Source organism: Jeotgalicoccus sp. S0W5 (genome assembly GCF_011634875.1).
In the GTDB taxonomy this organism is placed as follows: domain Bacteria; phylum Bacillota; class Bacilli; order Staphylococcales; family Salinicoccaceae; genus Jeotgalicoccus; species Jeotgalicoccus marinus.
The window spans coordinates 560,870-578,728 of the sequence record NZ_SIRQ01000003.1 but is presented as its reverse complement, the minus strand read 5'-3'; the positions used below and the strand labels follow the sequence as shown (position 1 = coordinate 578,728).

Annotated in this window: 17 protein-coding genes; all 17 read left to right on the top strand. The window is 38.5% G+C overall.

Annotated features, from left to right (window positions below):
• The first annotated feature begins 3 nt into the window (after positions 1-3).
• Positions 4-867: a bifunctional DNA-formamidopyrimidine glycosylase/DNA-(apurinic or apyrimidinic site) lyase gene (mutM, locus tag EYB29_RS05285; RefSeq protein ID WP_166626772.1), complete on the top strand. Its 864-nt coding sequence runs from the start codon at positions 4-6 to the stop codon at positions 865-867.
• Between the two features lie 5 nt (positions 868-872).
• Complete coding sequence (gene coaE / locus EYB29_RS05280; protein WP_026866867.1) at positions 873-1,466, top strand: dephospho-CoA kinase; 594 nt, start codon at positions 873-875, stop codon at positions 1,464-1,466.
• A 69-nt stretch (positions 1,467-1,535) separates the two neighbouring features.
• Positions 1,536-2,543, top strand: coding sequence for a type I glyceraldehyde-3-phosphate dehydrogenase (gap, locus tag EYB29_RS05275; protein WP_156889157.1), 1,008 nt, complete (start codon positions 1,536-1,538; stop codon positions 2,541-2,543).
• 80 nt (positions 2,544-2,623) lie between these two features.
• A complete protein-coding gene (locus EYB29_RS05270; protein ID WP_026866869.1) occupies positions 2,624-3,043 on the top strand; it encodes an antibiotic biosynthesis monooxygenase family protein in 420 nt (139 codons plus the stop codon).
• A gap of 120 nt (positions 3,044-3,163) precedes the next feature.
• A complete protein-coding gene (gene nrdR / locus EYB29_RS05265) occupies positions 3,164-3,634 on the top strand; it encodes a transcriptional regulator NrdR (RefSeq protein ID WP_026866870.1) in 471 nt (156 codons plus the stop codon).
• Positions 3,624-4,946: a replication initiation and membrane attachment family protein gene (locus EYB29_RS05260; RefSeq protein ID WP_026866871.1), complete on the top strand. Its 1,323-nt coding sequence runs from the start codon at positions 3,624-3,626 to the stop codon at positions 4,944-4,946. Before nrdR ends, EYB29_RS05260 begins: the two co-directional genes overlap by 11 nt.
• 8 nt (positions 4,947-4,954) lie before the next feature.
• A complete protein-coding gene (gene dnaI / locus EYB29_RS05255; protein WP_166626771.1) occupies positions 4,955-5,875 on the top strand; it encodes a primosomal protein DnaI in 921 nt (306 codons plus the stop codon).
• A gap of 293 nt (positions 5,876-6,168) precedes the next feature.
• Positions 6,169-8,100, top strand: coding sequence for a threonine--tRNA ligase (gene thrS / locus EYB29_RS05250; protein WP_035856299.1), 1,932 nt, complete (start codon positions 6,169-6,171; stop codon positions 8,098-8,100).
• Positions 8,101-8,296: 196 nt separating this feature from the next.
• Positions 8,297-8,827, top strand: a complete 531-nt coding sequence (gene infC, locus EYB29_RS05245) for a translation initiation factor IF-3 (RefSeq protein ID WP_156889158.1) — start codon at positions 8,297-8,299, stop codon at positions 8,825-8,827.
• A gap of 22 nt (positions 8,828-8,849) precedes the next feature.
• Positions 8,850-9,053, top strand: coding sequence for a 50S ribosomal protein L35 (rpmI, locus tag EYB29_RS05240; RefSeq protein WP_026866875.1), 204 nt, complete (start codon positions 8,850-8,852; stop codon positions 9,051-9,053).
• A 23-nt stretch (positions 9,054-9,076) separates the two neighbouring features.
• Positions 9,077-9,433, top strand: coding sequence for a 50S ribosomal protein L20 (gene rplT, locus EYB29_RS05235; protein WP_026866876.1), 357 nt, complete (start codon positions 9,077-9,079; stop codon positions 9,431-9,433).
• A 62-nt stretch (positions 9,434-9,495) separates the two neighbouring features.
• Positions 9,496-10,275: a YhfC family intramembrane metalloprotease gene (locus EYB29_RS05230; protein WP_026866877.1), complete on the top strand. Its 780-nt coding sequence runs from the start codon at positions 9,496-9,498 to the stop codon at positions 10,273-10,275.
• 246 nt (positions 10,276-10,521) lie between these two features.
• Positions 10,522-12,081: an alanine/glycine:cation symporter family protein gene (locus EYB29_RS05225; protein WP_026866878.1), complete on the top strand. Its 1,560-nt coding sequence runs from the start codon at positions 10,522-10,524 to the stop codon at positions 12,079-12,081.
• A gap of 90 nt (positions 12,082-12,171) precedes the next feature.
• Entirely contained in the window at positions 12,172-13,248 is a 1,077-nt protein-coding gene (locus tag EYB29_RS05220) for a M42 family metallopeptidase (RefSeq protein WP_166626770.1), read from the top strand.
• Positions 13,242-13,985 (top strand): TrmH family RNA methyltransferase, encoded by a 744-nt coding sequence (locus tag EYB29_RS05215; RefSeq protein ID WP_166626769.1) that lies wholly within the window; start codon positions 13,242-13,244, stop codon positions 13,983-13,985. Before EYB29_RS05220 ends, EYB29_RS05215 begins: the two co-directional genes overlap by 7 nt.
• A 287-nt stretch (positions 13,986-14,272) precedes the next feature.
• Positions 14,273-15,337 carry a phenylalanine--tRNA ligase subunit alpha gene (gene pheS, locus EYB29_RS05210; RefSeq protein WP_035856301.1) on the top strand — a complete coding sequence of 355 codons (1,065 nt, stop codon included), beginning with the start codon at positions 14,273-14,275 and terminating at the stop codon, positions 15,335-15,337.
• Positions 15,324-17,723 (top strand): phenylalanine--tRNA ligase subunit beta, encoded by a 2,400-nt coding sequence (pheT, locus tag EYB29_RS05205; protein ID WP_166626768.1) that lies wholly within the window; start codon positions 15,324-15,326, stop codon positions 17,721-17,723. Before pheS ends, pheT begins: the two co-directional genes overlap by 14 nt.
• Positions 17,724-17,859 lie beyond the last annotated feature (136 nt).

Below are 17,859 nucleotides of genomic sequence, written 5' to 3'. Positions count from 1 at the left end.
CAAATGCCGGAATTACCGGAAGTTGAATTGGTAAAAAGAGAATTAGACCCCATACGTAGTCTAAAGATTAATGATGTAGAATTATCTCAGTATATTTATAAGGGATACGTGAGTGGAAAGCGGACGATTGTTAAAGAGGACTTAGATCACTTTATAAACAAAGTAAAAGGTAAGACGATTATTCATACTGGTCGGCGTGGTAAATATCTGTACTTTTTATTATCAGATGAATATGAGACGACCCATCTGGTCAGCCATTTGGGAATGTCAGGTGCCTATTTTGTAGTGAATCAGCTTGATGATATTCAAGAGATTAACTTCAAAAAACATGCTCAAGTTATTTTCTCACTTGATAACGGACAAAAATTGATCTACTCAGACATTAGACGATTCGGTGAGATGCATACGCATGATCAGTTAAGTGAGTTTCCTCCATTTATGAGAATGGCACCAGAGTATACTGATGAACTTAGTCAGGCACACTTTATAGAGACCTTAAGAACGAAGCGATTTAGTGAAAAAGCTATAAAAGCAGCAATTATGGATAGTAGTGTGATTCCAGGTGTCGGTAATATTTACGCCGTTGAAAGTCTGTACTTAGCGCATATTTTACCGACTAGAAAGGTTAAAAACGTTTCAAATAAACGACTGAATGAACTTTTCGATAAAATTACTGAAGTCTTTGAACTTTCCTTATCACACGGGGGTTCAACGATTTCTGACTACCGCAGTGTTACAGGTGGAAAAGGTGAAATGCAGCACAGTTTCAAGGTGTACGGGCGAGACACTTGTCCGCTTGGTCACCCTTTAAAAACGAAAGTGATCAATACTAGAAACACATACTATTGCACAACTTGTCAGAGGTGACCGAAATGTATAAAGTAATTGGCTTAACTGGCGGCATTGCGAGCGGTAAAACGACGGTCAGTAACTACTTAAAAGATCAAGGATTTACTGTGCTTGATGCTGACGTTTACTCCAGAAAGACAACTGAAAAAAATGGGCCTGCAATTCCCGAAATCATTGAAGAATTTGGTGAAGATATCGTCGATGAGTCAGGGAATTTAAACCGAAAAAAACTTGGTAACATCATCTTTAATGATGAGGGAAAGCGGAAGAAATTAAATGCCATTGTACATCCTTTAATTCGTCAGATGATGAATAGTGACGAAAAGAAATTTAAAGAAAAAGGTCATGTCTTTTTAGATATTCCACTCTTATTTGAAAATGGTCTCGATTCACGATGCGATCTTATCCTAACGGTTTACGTGGACCGAGAAGTTCAAATTGAGCGTCTAAGTGAGAGAAATAATCTCAACCGCTCCGATGCGGTCTCAAGAATTGATAGTCAGATGCCTTTATGTGATAAGGCGAGTAAAAGTGATATCGTCTTTGACAACAACGGTACACTTGATGAGTTGTATGAACAGGTTAATAAATTTTTAGAGACATTAAAAACTATGTGAAAACGCGTTCAATGATAGCTTTAAATGTGTTATACTATTTATGAAAAATGAACTTTTAAAGGAGCTCTAGTGATGAAAAAAGTTGCAATTAATGGTTTAGGTAGAATTGGTAGAATGGTCTTCAGAATCGTTAGCGAATCTGAAGAACTTGAACTTGTTGCAGTTAACGCGACACACCCTGCAAGTACTATGGCACATCTTATTAACTACGATTCAACTCATGGTAAATGGGACAAGCATGTTGAAGTTTCAGGCGACAACTTACTTGTTGGTGGTAAAGAAGTCATTGTTACAAGTGACCGCAATCCTGAAAACTTACCATGGAAAGATCTTGGCATCGATGTTGTTATTGAAGCAACAGGTGTATTTAACCATGGAGACAAAGCACAAGCACATATTACTGCGGGTGCTAAAAAAGTCTTACTTACAGGACCATCTAAAGGTGGTAACGTACAAACACTCGTACGCGGTGTAAACTGTGCGACTTTAGATACGTCATCATATGATGTTTTCTCAAATGCTTCATGTACGACGAACTGTTTAGCACCAGTTGCTAAAGTATTGAACGATGAGTTTGGAATCGACAATGGTCTCGTGACAACAGTTCACGCTTATACAAATGACCAACAAAATCTCGATAACCCGCACAAGGACTTACGTCGTGCGCGTTCAGCTGCAGAGAATATTATTCCAACATCAACAGGTGCTGCAAAAGCAACTGCACTTGTTTTACCTGAACTTGAAGGTAAATTAGATGGTATGGCACTTCGTGTACCTGTACCAAACGTATCACTTGTTGACCTAGTTGTAGATCTTAAAAAAGAGGTCACTAAAGAAGAAGTCAATGAAGTATTCAAAAAACATGAATCAGATCAAATGAAAGGTATTCTTGGTGTAAGTGAACAACCATTAGTATCTAGAGATTTCAATACAGATCCACGTAGCTCAATTGTTGACGCTGACCTTACAATGGTTATGAATGGTAACAAAGTTAAAGTACTTTCATGGTACGATAATGAGTGGGGCTACTCAGTGAGATGTGTTGAACTTGCTGAAATGATTGCTAAAGATATTTAACAAATTCGACATGGGAGAGCAGCTGAGACTGCTCTCTTTTTTTTGTTATAATAGAAGTAACAAATAACGGAGGTAGAGACATGAAACTTATCAATTCAGACGGTCAGAATACAGTACTCGAACTTAATGAATCCAGTGTGACTTATAAGGATGATACTTACGATATCATCATCTACGACGGTGATATTTCACAAGCTGGTCACATTGCGACGAATAACTTTGTCGTAAAACCGGATCGTGTTGAGACACTCATTGAACGCTTCTCTAACCGTAAAGGAAACGTCGACAATTACCAAGGGTTTACTGGCTTCATGCTCATTAAAAATGAACAAAAACTCACTGTTTTAACAGGCTGGAAGACAATAGAAGACTTCAATGCTTGGGTGAATTCTGAAGCCTTTCAAAACTCTCATGTTAAGAAAGAAAATCGTGTTAAAGAAAAAGGTAGTGAGCATCTAGAAGCAATGCCAGTTAGAGAAAATTACACAGTAGAAGCTTAAGTATTACTTACAAACGGTAAATTCCGAGGTGCTCGGTGTTTATCGTTTTTTACTTTTTAAGTTTATGTACTTCAGTGTTATAATAGGTTAAGTATTTATATCAAAAGAGGTGAACATCATATGAGATGTCCAAATTGCAGACATACCAGTTCAAAAGTTGTGGACTCGAGACATGCAGATGAGATGAATGCAATTCGCCGTCGACGAGAGTGTGACAACTGTGGGGCACGTTTTACAACTTTTGAAAGAATGGAACTGTCACCCTTAATTGTAATTAAAAAAGATGGGACGAGGGAAGTGTTCGACCGAGCAAAAGTACTTGATGGTCTTTTAAAAGCTTGTGAGAAACGGGCCATTCCCTATGAAGAAATAGAAAAACGTGCTGATAATGTAGAAGCAACTTTAAGAAATTTAAATAAATCAGAAGTTTCATCAAATGATATTGGTGAATCTGTTATAGACGAACTCATTACACTCGATCAAGTCGCGTATGTTCGCTTTGCATCAGTCTACAGAGAATTTAAAGATATCGATCAGTTGATGGATATCGTGAAAAATCTTGAAAAGGGTAAGACCGATAATGAAATTTAATGACCGTCTAAAACCAAACACGGAATTTATTGTCTATAAATCATTTAGGTTGTCAGAGGATCAATACGATATTTTAAGTATGATATATTTGCCACTGATTGGACCGACAACTTTTTCAATCTATATGTATTTACACCAATCTACAAGGCAGACAGAACCTTTAGATATTAGATTCCATAGAGAATTTATGGATGAATTGTCCATGACCTTAACTGATTTTGAAGGTGATCTTGATAAACTAGAGGCAATTGGTTTGCTTAGAACTTACGTTTCAAATGAAGCACATTCAGACCGTTTCATTTACAGGCTCCAACAGCCACTGACAGCTGAAGAATTCTTTAAGGATCCTATGTTGTCTATGTATCTCTATAGTCAGGTCGGTTCTGAGAAATATAATAGTAAAAAGAAAGAACTGACATATCCTTCATTACCAGATGATCACACAGAGGTGACTAAAAAGTTCACTGATGTTTTTCACCATACGAGCCAGGAAGGGTTTAGGGTTTCAAATGAGAACTTTAAACAGAATGACAAAAGCCGTGGACCGACTATTGATCTAGATGATTTTGACTTCGAGGTATTGTTCACTCACCTTAAGGGTACGAGAATAGATAAGCAGTTTTTCTCTAAAGATGTTAAGAAGTTGATTGTACAACTGAGTCAATTATTTAATCTAAATGCCTATGATCTTAAACAGGTTTTACTGCAGTCAACGAGCCCACAATTTGGGATTGACCAAGAACAGTTAAAGCGAGAAGCGAGAAAATATTATCAAAAAGAATACGGTAGAGTCGTACCGACCTTTAAAACATCGACTGATGACCAGGTAGAAGATGACGATCTCGGTTATCTGGAAAATTTAGATAAGGTAAGTCCACTTGATCGAATTAATGATTTAAGAAATTATAAACCTTCCGAAAATGATCTTAAAGTGGTCACAGAGGTGATCACTAAAACAGGTTTAGAAAATGGAGTCATCAACATGCTCTTAGAGTATACATTTCAAATGAAAGACGGGGACCTACCGCTTCGTTATGTGATGACGATTGCTGAAAACTGGGAAAAAGAAGGTTATAGAACAGCGGCTGAGGCTTATAAATCGATTATGGACTTTCGTGAGGCTAAGGTTCAGGAACAGTCTAAATATAAGAAACAAAGATTTGCTCAAGGTGAAACAGATCCATCTTGGTTAAAAGAGAAGAAAGAGAATACTAAGAGAAAACCAGAAACAAAAAAAACTGATGAACCACCAAAAACTTTAAAAGATGATAAGAGTTTTAGTGATTTAATTAAAAAATTTAGAGAGAATTAGGTGAGTCGATGGAACCCTTAAGTAACTATTTAAAAAACTCACAAAAGATAGCTGAAAATAATGAAAGAATCTATGAAGAAGTAGTCAATCATCCGAAGATGCAGGCATTTATGCATGAACATGAAGGTGAAATCACGCGTTCAATGATCCAAAATGATCTGATGATTCTTAAGCATTATATCAATCAAAAAAACGAATGCGAACCTACTGAAAATGGAAAGTGTAAGAGTCATCCCGACGGCTATATCTTTAACTTAGAAATTCGACAAGGGCGCTTCAATATGGTCTATAAAAAATGCCCAGTTAGAAAAAAATACGAAGAATTCCTAAAGAGAGAAAGCCTAATCCAAAGTTTTCATATTCCACGTGATGTCCGAGAAGCGACCTTTGAAACGATTTACTTAAATGATGACCGACGTGAAATTTTAGAAAATGCTATTGGACGTGCTGCAAAAATTGCACGTGGTGAGGACTACCGTGGACTTTATATATATGGTGAGTTTGGTATTGGTAAATCTTATATACTTGGCTGTATTGCCAATGAGCTTAAGGAAAAGTCCATCTCTTCTATGATGATTTACGTCCCGGAAATTTTAAGAGACTTAAAAGCTGGATTTAACGATGGGTCTTCAAATGCACGTTATGAAGCTATAAGAAACGCCGAAGTTTTAATCCTCGATGACCTTGGTGCTGAAGATGTAACGGCTTGGTCCAGAGACGAAGTAATCACAAGTATTTTAAACTATCGTATGGTGGAGCAACTCCCGACCTTTATTAGTTCTAATTTTGCGATTGACGAGCTTAAAGGACGCTATAGTTATACAAAAACAAATGGCAGAGAAGAGACTAAGGCACTCCGTATGATTGAGCGTATTCGTGCCTTGTGTGAAGAAGTGAAACTTACTGGTGACAACTTAAGACAGTCATAGCTTGATTTACATTAAAAATCGTGTATAATGAACCTTACATTTCATTAATGTATCCAAAGGACAAGACAATTTTTATAAGTTTATTTTAGAGAGTGTATGATGTGCTGAGACATGCATATAAACTGCGGATTGTTACTACCTTTGATTTTGTTTCCTTAATCGGAAGCCGGCCTGGACCGTTATCTCCAAGCTGAGGCATACTGTTGTATGTGAATCAGGGTGGTACCGCGTAAAAACGCCCCTATATTTTATATAGGGGCGTTTTTTTATTTAAATTTGAAAGGATGATTAAAATGACTGAACAAATTGAAATTAGATTTCCAGATGGTAATGTAAAATCTTTTGATTTTGGTGTAACTGCTGAAGAAATTGCCGCATCAATTAGTCCTGGATTAAAGAAAGCATCACTAGCTGCTAAAGTGGATGGTGAACTTTTTGATTTGACACGCCCCTTAGAACAGGGTGCAGAAGTTGAATTGATTACAAACAAAAGTGAGGAAGGATTAGAAATTCTCCGTCATTCTACTGCACACCTTATGGCGCAAGCACTAAAACGCCTTTATGGTGATGTACATTTCGGTGTTGGTCCAGTCATTGAAGAAGGTTTCTATTACGACTTCGACATCGATAAAAATATCTCATCAGAAGACTTTCCTAAAATTGAAAAAGAAATGAAACGTATTGTCGATGAGAACATTCCGATTGAGCGTAAAGTTTTATCGAGAGATGAAGCAAAAACTTTCTTTGAAAATGATCCTTATAAACAAGAACTCATCGATGCCATTCCTGAAGATGAGCTCGTTACAGTCTATAGCCAAGGTGAATTTACAGACCTGTGCCGCGGCGTACATGTGCCACGCACTTCTAAGATCAAGGTCTTTAAGTTACTTTCTACAGCAGGTGCTTACTGGCGCGGGGACTCAAATAACAAGATGCTACAACGTATTTACGGGACAGCATTTTTCGATAAAAAAGAATTATCAGCCTATATGGACTTAATTGAAGAGCGTCGTGAACGTGATCACCGTAAGATTGGTAAAGAGATGAAACTCTTTGAGAACAACCAACTTGTCGGTGCTGGCTTACCACTTTGGCTACCAAATGGGGCGACAATCCGTCGTGAAATCGAACGCTATATTGTGGATAAGGAAGTGTCACTTGGCTACAATCACGTCTACACACCGATTATGGCAAACTCTAACTTATATAAGACAAGTGGACACTGGGATCACTATCAAGACGATATGTTCCCACCGATGGAAGTGGGTAATGAAGAGCTTGTGCTCCGTCCTATGAACTGCCCGCACCATATGATGATTTATAAAAATGAACGTCACTCTTATCGTGAATTGCCAATTAGAATTGCAGAACTTGGTATGATGCATCGCTATGAAGCGAGTGGGGCAGTGAGTGGTTTACAACGTGTACGTGGTATGGTCTTAAATGATGCACACGTCTTCGTTCGCCCAGATCAAATTAAAGAAGAATTTATTAGGGTCGTTGAGTTAATCCAAGAAGTTTATAAAGACTTCAAGATTGAAGATTATAAATTCCGCCTGAGTTACCGAGATCCAGAGGATAAGGAAAAATACTTCGACGATGACGATATGTGGCAACGCGCGGAAGCAATGTTAAAAGAAGCGGTCGACGAAATGGGTCTGACTTACATTGAAGCAGTCGGTGAAGCGGCCTTCTATGGACCAAAGCTAGATATCCAAGTTAAAACTGCCCTAGGTAAGGAAGAAACACTATCAACTGTACAACTCGATTTCCTCTTACCAGAACGATTTGACCTGACTTACATTGGTAAAGACGGGGAAGAACATCGTCCAGTCGTAATTCACCGTGGTGTTGTTTCCACAATGGAACGCTTTGTTGCCTTCTTAACAGAAGAATATAAAGGTAACTTCCCTTTATGGCTTGCACCAAATCAAGTGGAAATCATTCCAGTAAACGTCGATCTTCATTACGATTATGCTAGAGAAATCTATGATGATATGAAGAGCCAAGGAATCCGTGTCCACATTGATGACCGTAATGAGAAGATGGGCTATAAGATTAGAGACGCTCAGATGAAGAAAATTCCTTATCAAGTTGTTGTCGGCGACCAAGAGAAAGACAACTCTGAAGTCAACGTGCGTAAGTACGGTGAAGAGAAACAAGAATCACACGATAAAGAAGAATTTGTATACCAGCTAGTTGATGAAATTAGATTGAAAAAATAAAATTGACAATCCGAAACTCTTCGTGTATAGTATTAAGAGTTGAAAGAAACGGACAAGTTGAAGCTCCCGCTTCACACCCTTGAACGCTTGAGTGACTGGGTAAATTGGGAAAGAGATGCAATAACGATTGTATCTCTACTTCTGAAGCGGGTGCATGATGATGCACTCGCTTTTTTGTTCGTTAAATATTATGGAGGTGCTAAACATAGCTAAAGATCAAACACTGATCAATAACCGTATTCGCGCTAAAGAAGTTCGTTTAATCGGTCCTGATGGTTCACAGATGGGAATCAAAGACACTAGAGAAGCGATGGAAATCGCAGAGAGAGCAAATCTCGATGTTGTTTTAGTCGCTCCGAATGCTAAACCACCAGTTGCACGTATCATGGACTACGGCAAGTATAAGTATGAGCAACAGAAGAAAGAAAAAGAAGCTCGTAAAAAACAAAAGGTCATTAACCTTAAAGAAATTCGCTTATCACCAACGATTGAAGAACACGACTTTAATACGAAATTAGGTCATGCAAAAAAATTCCTTGCTAAAGAAGACAAGGTAAAAGTTTCAATTCGCTTTAAAGGGCGTGCAATTACGCACAAGGATATCGGTCGTAAAGTACTTGAGCGCTTCGCTGAAGCACTTAAAGAAGACGGTCAGATTGAACAGCGTCCTAAAATGGAAGGTCGTTCAATGTTCCTAGTCGTTGCACCATTTCAGGACAAAAAATAATATATAATCGGAGGGTTTTATCATGCCAAAAATGAAGACTCATAAAGGCTATGCTAAACGAATTAAGAAAACTGGTACAGGCAAATTCAAACGTTCACAAGCTTTCACAAGTCACTTATTTGCTAACAAAACAACTAAACAAAAACGCCACTTAAGAAAATCTGCATTAGTTGCTAAATCTGATGCGAAACGCTTAGTACACTTATTAGCTAAATCTGCAAAATAATATATTAAAAGGAGGAGTTAGAAATGGCTCGCGTAAAAAATGGTTTAACTTCACGTAAAAGACGTAAAAAAGTATTAAAACAAGCAAAAGGTTATTTTGGTGCGAAGAGCACTTTATATAGAACAGCGAAACAAGCTGTCATCAAATCAGGTCAGTATGCATACCGTGACCGTAAACAGAAGAAAAGCGAATTCCGTAAATTATGGATTTCACGTATCAACGCTGCTGCACGTAACCACGACATCAGCTACAGCCGTCTAATGAACGGTCTTAAAGTTGCTGGCATCGATATCAACAGAAAAATGCTTTCTGAAATTGCAATTTCAGATGATAAGGCATTTGGTGAAATCGTAGAACAAGCTAAAAAAGCTTTAAACTAATATAATTTTAAGCTCCCATTGTTGGGAGCTTTTTTGTTATGCTTTTAAATGGAGGTATACATATGATTGAGAACTCAGAAATAATGATGATGGGCATCACCGCATTGGTTACGGTCCTGTTACCATTTATCTTCATACTTGTATTACGTTTTAAATTTAAAACACGGTGGCTTCCTATCTTAATAGGGACTCTAGTATTTGTCGTATTTGCTTTAGTATTAGAGCAAATTTTACATATGATTGTACTCAATCCCGGAGTAGATGATAGTGTGTCCTTAAGAGATAATTCACCATGGCTATTTGTTTTATATGGTGTACTTGCAGCAGGAATATTTGAAGAAACAGGAAGATTTCTTGCCTTTTTAATCACAAAGAAATGGTATAAAGACATCGACAGTGCCATCTCTTACGGTATCGGACACGGTGGGATTGAAGCTATATTAGTCGTCGGACTTGCTATGGTGAATTCTATTATTATTGCCTTTATGGTGAATTCCGGATCACCACTATTAAATGACATACCGATTCCAAGAGAGGAATTAATCAATAGCCAAGCATGGTATATGTATTTACTAGCAATTTTTGAACGCATCATCGCTATGAGTCTACACATCGCGCTGTCTGTCATTGTCTTTTGCGCGGTCATGATGAAAGGAAAATGGTATTTATACCCACTTGCGATATTGCTACACGCACTCGCAAATGTTACAGCTGCAATGATGCAGGCAGGCCTGCTAACTAACCCTTGGCTCATGTATAGTGGCTTAATTGTCGTAACAGCTATCGTTATATTTATTGCCTTTAGATTAATTAAAAACTATCAGCGTGATCCCTTGATTTAAAATCAAGGGATTTTTAGTGGAATTCAGTGATTTTGTGAGAACTCGTGAAAAATACGATTTCAACCATCCACCAAAGCGCGAAATCCCTCAATCGTACACTAGGCTTGTGATTGAAGAATTCCTTTATATATCAACATTGTAAGCGATAACAAAATTTCGAAAAATCTATAGACATGAGCGATTAAATGGACTATATTTGAAAGGTAATTTGATATATAAATAAAGGGAGAAACAAAGGGGAGTCTTATTATGGAGACAATAGTATCGTTTTTAAACGATATAGTTTGGAGCTGGCCACTGCCTGTCTTATTAGTGGTCGTCGGACTATATTTCTCGCTTAGAATGAAATTTTTCCAAGTGAGATATTTAAAAGACATGTTGCGTCTTATGTTAAAAGGGGAGAAATCTGATCAAGGAATCTCAAGTTTTCAGGCAATCGCTGTAACACTAGCTGGACGAGTGGGTACAGGTAACATCGTTGGTGTATCAACAGCAATTTTCCTTGGTGGTCCGGGTGCAGTGTTCTGGATGTGGCTGATAGCATTTTTAGGTGCGGGTAGTGCCTTCGCTGAATCGACGCTCGCGCAAGTTTATAAGCAAAGGGAAGACGCACAGTACCGCGGGGGACCGGCTTACTATCTAGAAAAGGGGATAGGTGGTACGTTCGGTAAGATATACGGTATGTTGTTTGCGGTGGTTACAGTTATTTCTTGTGGTATTCTCTTACCTGGGATTCAGTCAAATTCAATCGCAAGTTCTGCAGTCAACGCTTTTCCAATTGATAATTGGATGATTGGAGTATTTATTGCTTTAATATTAGGTGCTGTTATCTTTGGTGGAATCAAGTCAATTGCAAATGTTGCTACAATCTTAGTACCGTTCATGGCTGTTGCTTACATAATAGTAGCTGTCATCATTGTAATTATGAACATCTCTGAAGTACCGGCATTACTTGCATTGATTTTTAGAAGTGCTTTTGGCCTAGAACAACAGTTTGCAGGTATACTTGGTGCCATGATTATGATCGGTATCAAACGTGGTCTATATTCAAACGAAGCAGGGCAAGGTACAGGCGCACACGCTGCTGGTGCAACTGAAGTATCTCACCCAGCTAAACAAGGGTTAGTACAATCATTTTCTGTATATATTGACACATTATTTGTATGTACTGCGACTGCCTTAATGATTTTAATGACAGGAATGTACAACGTATCAGATGATAACGGTGGACTCATAGTGGACAATGGGGTATATCAAGAAGCAGCGGATGGTAGCCGAGATGTCAGTGGAACAGTTGCCTTTACTCAAGCCAGTATCGATAAAGCCTTCTCAAGCCAAGATTCATTCAATATTGATTTTATAGGCTTTGGCTCATACTTTATTGCTTTTGCCTTACTGTTCTTCTGTTATACAACGATATTGGCCTACTACTATATTGCAGAAACCAACGTTATGTATATTACTAGAGGTAAGATGACTTGGTTAAAACCAGTATTAGGTGTCGCTCTAATTGCGTCAGCAGTGTACGGTACACTATCAACAGCTGATGTTGCATGGATGATGGGTGATGCCGGGGTCGGTATGATGGCTTGGATTAACGTCATCGGTATCATCATTCTTCAAAAACCGACACTAGCAATCTTCAAGGACTACGAGCGGCAATACAAACTTAAGAAACAAGGTAAGCTTGAAGGTGAGATTATTTATCGACCAGGTGAGAATGATGGCCTTAAAGGTGAAACATTCTGGCATAGACGTGTTCATGAAGTAGAAAATAAAGCTGAATATGGCTATCCTAAATCCTAGGAAAATACAATAAGCACCCTAATCAGGGTGCTTATAACTTTTATAAATATGATAAACTACAAATAAGGAATTAAAAAGGAGCATTATTAAATGGATAAACAACTTGAAATGTTAAAAGATTTAACAGATGTCAATGGTATTGCTGGCTTTGAATCAGCAGTCAAAGGCAAGGTTAAAGCCTATATTGAGCCTTTAAGTGATGAAATTATTGAAGACAACTTAGGTGGAATCTTTGGTAAGAAACGTAGTGAGTCGGGTACTAAGACGATTTTAGTTGGTGGCCACTTAGATGAAATCGGCTTTATGGTCACTGAAATTGATGATAATGGATTCTTAAAATTCTCACCTGTCGGTGGCTGGTGGAACCAAGTCATGTTATCACAGCGCATGACTATCACAACAGGTGAAGGAAAACAGCTGACTGGTGTGATTGGATCAAAACCCCCACATGTACTCACGGCTGAAGAAAGAAAAAAACCAGTTGAAATCAAAGATATGTTTATTGATATCGGTGTCGCTTCAAAAGAAGAAGCAAGAGAAGCGGGTGTAGAGCTTGGAGATATGGTGACACCATATACTGAGTTTACCGAGCTTGCTAATGAAAATTACCTGCTTGCAAAAGCTTGGGACAACCGCTTTGGGACTGCACTATCCATTGATTTATTAAAATCTGTAAAGGATGACAACTTAAATATTAACTTAGTCTCAGGTGCGACAGTACAAGAAGAAGTCGGCCTACGTGGTGCAAAAGTTGCTGCAAACAAGGTAAAGCCTGACCTTGCGATCGCAGTTGATGTTGGACTTGCAATGGATACACCAGGAATGAAGTCATCGAATGGTACAGGTGATTTAGGTAAAGGCCCACTTCTACTTTTACTTGACGGCTCAAACATTGGCCACGTACCATTTAGAAAACACATTCAAAAAGTCGCAGCAGAAAAAGACATTCCATATCAACTTCAAGTCATCCAAGGTGGCGGTACTGATGCGGGTTCTTTCCATGTGTCTAACGAAGGTGTACCATCAGTTGCGATCGGTGTACCCCTTCGTTATATGCACTCAAACGTCTCTATTATGCACCGTGAGGACTACCAAAATGCAGTCAAGCTTGTTGCGGAAGTTGTCAAATCACTCGATGACAGTAAGGTGGACGAAATCATTTGGTAAAAGAAGTTATCTCCTCAAAGGATAATAAACAAGTAAAAAACTACCGTAAACTGAACACGAGACAAGGCCGTAAAAAATCAGGCTTGTATCTAGTTGAAGGAGTACACCTAGTAGAAGAAGCTCTTAAAAGCCAGATTGATATTGAAATAATCATTGTTACTGACGGCTTTAAACATGGCTTAGACTTATCAAATCAACGCACGATGTTTGTGACCGATGAAGTGATGAAGTCACTGTCAACCTTAGATACACCACCTGGTATTGTTGCAGTATTAAAGGAAAGTAAAGCGACTGGTTTGTCATATAAACGCGTCTTACTTCTAGAAGATGTTCAGGATCCTGGTAATCTCGGAACCTTAATTCGAACTGCTGATGCTTTTGGTTTTAAGACAATAATTCTAACACCAAAAGCTGCAGATCCATTTAATCCTAAAGTACTAAGAGCAGCTCAAGGTAGCCATTTTCATTTAAATATTATCACTCGGGAGGTTTCAGAAGCAGCAATGGCCTTTAAAGGGATTAAGATAGGTACAGCGCTAGACAATGCAGTGTACATTGATAGCTTCCAACAACCGGATGATGATATCATGCTCGTTTTAGGAAATGAAGGCAACGGCTTATCTTCTGAAGCCCTCGAGTTGATGGACATCAATGCAAAAATTGATATGACTGGTGACAGTGAAAGTTTGAATGTAGCGATTGCTGGTGCCATACTCATGCATCACTTTAAATCTTGATTTTAAGTCACAATTAGTTATAATTATAGTATCAACTTTATAGACATACTTCGGTAGAAGTCAGAAATAAATGATTATAGAGACCGTCAAAGAGAACATTAATAGAGCTGAAAATTAATGTACGGTTTTAATCAGTGTTCATCTGATTGATGAAGTTATGGGGTGTGCGTCACCTTATATAGATGCGTTTAAGTGTCTGCTTCATGCAGAAAATTAGGTGGTACCACGGAACTCCGTCCTTTTATATAAGGACGGAGTTTTATTTTTTAATGAGGAGATGAAGGGCAATGACAGATACTATGTCAACGTTGTATAAAGAATTTGAAGAACAGTTAAAAAGTGTTTCTTCAAGACAAGAACTGACTCAACTAAAAGTTGAATATCTCGGTAAAAAAGGTCATGTGACTGGATTAATGAAAGAAATGAAAAATCTTTCTAATGAAGAAAAACCTGCCTATGGTCAGAAGGTAAATGAATTAAGAACTTCAATAGAAAGTGAAATTGATGAACTTGAAGCTGAATTAAAAGCTGAGGCTCTCAATGAAAAGCTTGCCAATGAAACAATTGATGTGACGCTTCCTGGTCGTTCTACAGAAATTGGAGGCGCCCATCCGATTACGCGAATCATCGATGATATTGAAGATTTCTTTATTGGTTTAGGTTATGAAATTAAAGAAGGCTATGAAGTCGAACAGGATTACTATAACTTTGAAGCGCTAAATCTTCCAAAAGCACACCCTGCAAGAGATATGCAAGATAGCTTCTACATATCTGAAGATATATTACTGCGTACGCATACTTCACCCGTTCAAGCACGTACGCTCGAAGCGAGCAATGGCGTCGGACCTGTGAAAATAATTTGTCCAGGTAAAGTGTACCGACGTGATAGTGATGATGCAACACACTCTCACCAATTTACGCAAATCGAAGGTTTGGTAGTGGATAAGAACATCCACCTGTCAGATTTAAAAGGGACCTTAGAGTTATTCGCTAAGGAAATGTTCGGTGAAGACCGTGAGGTCAGACTCCGTCCGAGTTACTTCCCATTCACTGAGCCAAGTGTCGAAGTAGATATTTCATGCTTCAAGTGTAAAGGGTCAGGTTGTAACGTATGTAAAAAGACAGGTTGGATTGAAATATTAGGTGCCGGTATGGTTCATCCAAATGTTCTAGAGATGGCTGGCTTTGACTCGAAAGAATATTCAGGCTTTGCTTTTGGTATGGGTCCAGACCGTGTTGCGATGCTAAAATACGGAATAGAGGATATTAGACATTTATATACCAATGACCTTAGATTCATTGATCAATTTATTCCGACAGAAGATGGAGGTCAAAAAGATGAGAGTATCTAGAGAATGGTTAGAAACATTTATAGACATTAATGTATCGACTGATGAACTTTCAGAAACGATTACACGCGGTGGAATTGAAGTCGATAGCATTGACGACTATACATTAGATGTTAATAATCTCGTTGTTGGTTACGTCAAATCAGTCGAGCCGCATCCAGAGGCAGATAGACTGAATCTATGTCAAGTTGATGTTGGAGAAGAAACAGTCCAGATTGTCTGCGGGGCACCGAATGTCAAGGAAGATTCATACGTTGCTGCTGTACTTCCAGGCGGTCGTTTACCTGGTGGCGTAAAAATTAAACGTGCGAAACTCCGCGGTGAAAAATCAGAGGGTATGATTTGTTCACTTCAAGAACTCGGTATTAAAGAAGAATTCGTACCTGAAGAATATAAGCATGGTATCTTCATGTTTAACACTAAACAAACACCAGGTGAAGATGCATTAAAAGCATTATATTTAAGTGATCAAGTCCTTGATTTTGATTTAACACCAAACCGTAAGGACGCCTTATCTATGATTGGTGCAGCTTATGAAACTAGCGCACTATTCGGTGGTGAAGTAAAAGCACCGAATATTAGTGTTAATGAAGCAGATGAAACAGTAACGACTAGTGTGAAGAACGAAGACTCTAGTGCAGTACCGTTTTATGCCCTTCGTGAAGTTAAAGACATTGTGATTCAACCGGCGCCACTCTGGATGCAAGTGCGTTTAATTAAAGCAGGTATTCGACCAATTAACAACGTTGTTGATATTTCAAACTATGTTCTTTTAGAGTTTGGCCAACCCTTACACATGTTCGATAAAAACCGAATTCAAGCAGATGAAATCGTGACACGACGTGCCGAGGAAAATGAGAAATTCACTACATTAGATGGTAAAGAGCGAGTTTTATCAGCTGAAGATATTGTTATCACTAATGGTGAATATCCAATCGCCTTAGCGGGTGTCATGGGGGGATTAAATACTGAGGTAACGGATCAGACAACTAACGTTGTTATTGAATCTGCCCTGTTTGATCCCGTAAGAGTTAGAAAAACAAGTAGCCGCCTTAACCTTCGTAGTGAAGCGTCTCAACGTTTTGAAAAGGGCCCTTCTCATGAGTTTGTGCTTGCTGCATTAAATAGAGCCGCTTATCTCTTAGAAAAATATGCGAGTGCGACAACACTTAACGGTATCAGTAGTGATGGTGTACTTAATCTCGAGAACAGTGTAATCACAACATCTTCAGACTTCATCAACAACCGTCTCGGTACGGATTTACCGTCGAGTGAAATCTTAAATACTTTAGAGCGACTTGGTCTAGGCGCTAAAAAGACAGGAGACATGATTGAAGTCATTGTCCCATCTCGCCGAGATGATTTAAAAATTCCTGAGGACATTTCTGAAGAAGTCGCACGTATTTATGGTTACGACAATGTACCATCTTCACTACCTAAATACAGTGAGATTACACCAGGGCGTCTGACAGATGAGCAAGCAAAAACACGTGTTATTAAACGCCAACTCAACGCTCATGGCCTCTCTGAAGCAATCAATTATGCACTGACTAGTGAAGATAGAATCGGAGAGTTTACACAAATTAAAGAAGGCCTAAAATTACTTATGCCGATGAGTGAAGACCGTTCGATATTAAGAACGTCACTCATTCCACACTTAGTCGACAACGCGACGTATAATGTGAACCGCCAACAAAAGAATGTTGCCATATTTGAAATCGGCAATATCTTTGTTACAAACGGTCAAGATAAGCTCCCTGATGAAGTGTTGAAAATTGCAGGTCTTATGACTGGTGTTCATCACCAGACGCAATGGGAGAAACCTGGTCAAGCCTCAGATTTCTATACTTTAAAAGGAATTGTTGAAGCAATTTTTGAAAAACTGAATTTAAGTAATCGAGTCAATTATCACAGTGCAAGTCATTTTGATGAATTACACCCAGGTCGTAGCGCTGAAATTACTTTAGATAATAAAGTCGTTGGTCTAATTGGTGAGCTTCATCCAACTTATGGTGAAGCACATGACCTCGGTCAAACGGTTGTTTTTGAGCTGAATCTAGAAGAAATATTCTCATACAAGACCGGAAATATCTTATATGAGTTTCTACCAAAATACCCATCAATTTCTAGAGATATCGCCTTAGAAGTGGAAGATTCAGTGAGCGTTCAAACCATCATTGATACGATGAAATCAAATGCATCGAAACATCTCATCGATGTGTATCCTTTTGATGTTTACCAAGGTGAGCATATTGAAGAAGGTAAAAAATCAATTGCACTCCATCTAACTTATTTAGATCGAGAACAAACCCTAACGGATAAGGATGTCGAAGCACTTCATCAACCAGTCATCGATGCGCTCGTTGACAAGGGATATACAATTAGATAATAATGATTTCGCACTTACTGACCACGGTTAGTGAGTGCGATTCTACTTCTTCTGTCTTGAATAAACAAAATAGGATAAGTATAATGTGAATAAACTAAAATAGTGTGTGACATGACTAAAGATTAGGGGGCGAAGT

Bases quoted from the DNA above. Each gene is read 5' to 3' on its own strand.
- pheT (WP_166626768.1), top strand. From the start codon at position 15,324: ATGAGAGTATCTAGAGAATGGTTAGAAACATTTATAGACATTAATGTA.
- EYB29_RS05230 (WP_026866877.1), top strand. From the start codon at position 9,496: ATGATTGAGAACTCAGAAATAATGATGATGGGCATCACCGCATTGGTT.
- EYB29_RS05220 (WP_166626770.1), top strand. From the start codon at position 12,172: ATGGATAAACAACTTGAAATGTTAAAAGATTTAACAGATGTCAATGGT.
- nrdR (WP_026866870.1), top strand. From the start codon at position 3,164: ATGAGATGTCCAAATTGCAGACATACCAGTTCAAAAGTTGTGGACTCG.
- EYB29_RS05270 (WP_026866869.1), top strand. From the start codon at position 2,624: ATGAAACTTATCAATTCAGACGGTCAGAATACAGTACTCGAACTTAAT.
- thrS (WP_035856299.1), top strand. From the start codon at position 6,169: ATGACTGAACAAATTGAAATTAGATTTCCAGATGGTAATGTAAAATCT.
- dnaI (WP_166626771.1), top strand. From the start codon at position 4,955: ATGGAACCCTTAAGTAACTATTTAAAAAACTCACAAAAGATAGCTGAA.
- coaE (WP_026866867.1), top strand. From the start codon at position 873: ATGTATAAAGTAATTGGCTTAACTGGCGGCATTGCGAGCGGTAAAACG.
- EYB29_RS05260 (WP_026866871.1), top strand. From the start codon at position 3,624: ATGAAATTTAATGACCGTCTAAAACCAAACACGGAATTTATTGTCTAT.
- rplT (WP_026866876.1), top strand. From the start codon at position 9,077: ATGGCTCGCGTAAAAAATGGTTTAACTTCACGTAAAAGACGTAAAAAA.
- rpmI (WP_026866875.1), top strand. From the start codon at position 8,850: ATGCCAAAAATGAAGACTCATAAAGGCTATGCTAAACGAATTAAGAAA.
- mutM (WP_166626772.1), top strand. From the start codon at position 4: ATGCCGGAATTACCGGAAGTTGAATTGGTAAAAAGAGAATTAGACCCC.
- pheS (WP_035856301.1), top strand. From the start codon at position 14,273: ATGACAGATACTATGTCAACGTTGTATAAAGAATTTGAAGAACAGTTA.